The 389-nt window shown below is 62.2% G+C and carries 1 protein-coding gene; it reads right to left on the bottom strand.

Going from position 1 to position 389, the window contains the following annotated elements:
• Positions 1 to 389 (bottom strand): Ig-like domain-containing protein (locus ACM6G4_RS22520; protein WP_414914657.1); only part of this gene is annotated, 389 nt, incomplete at both ends.

The following is a 389-nucleotide window of genomic DNA, read 5'->3' as shown; positions in this document are numbered from 1 at the left end:
TGCCGCCGCCATGCAACGCCTTGAAATCGGCATCGCTGGTGTTGAGGGTATAGGTGTAGGTGCCGTTGGCATTCAGCACCAGGGTGCCGTAGGTGCCGGTGAAGGTGCCGGGGGTGATCGGGCCGCTATTCTCCCCAACCGTCACGCGGTCGGCGCCTTGCACGTCGTTGCCCAATACGTTGCCGTTCAACGTCAGCAGGGTTTCCGAAGCGGTGCCATTGCTGTCGCCCACGGCGTTGGGCAGGTCGTCGACGATGTTGACGTCGAGTGAACCGGTGGCGGTGGTGCCGTTGTCGTCGACCACGGTGACGGCGAACTGCTCAGGGAGTGAGTTGGCACCATTGGCAGTTGGGTGGGCTTCGTTATCGACCAAGGTGTAGCTGTAGCTG

It is taken from the genome of Pseudomonas sp. IT-P258 (genome assembly GCF_949767825.1).
Taxonomy (GTDB): Bacteria; Pseudomonadota; Gammaproteobacteria; order Pseudomonadales; family Pseudomonadaceae; genus Aquipseudomonas; species Aquipseudomonas monachiensis.
Note: the sequence above shows the minus strand (reverse complement) of the source record. Positions and strands in the feature narration are given on the sequence as shown.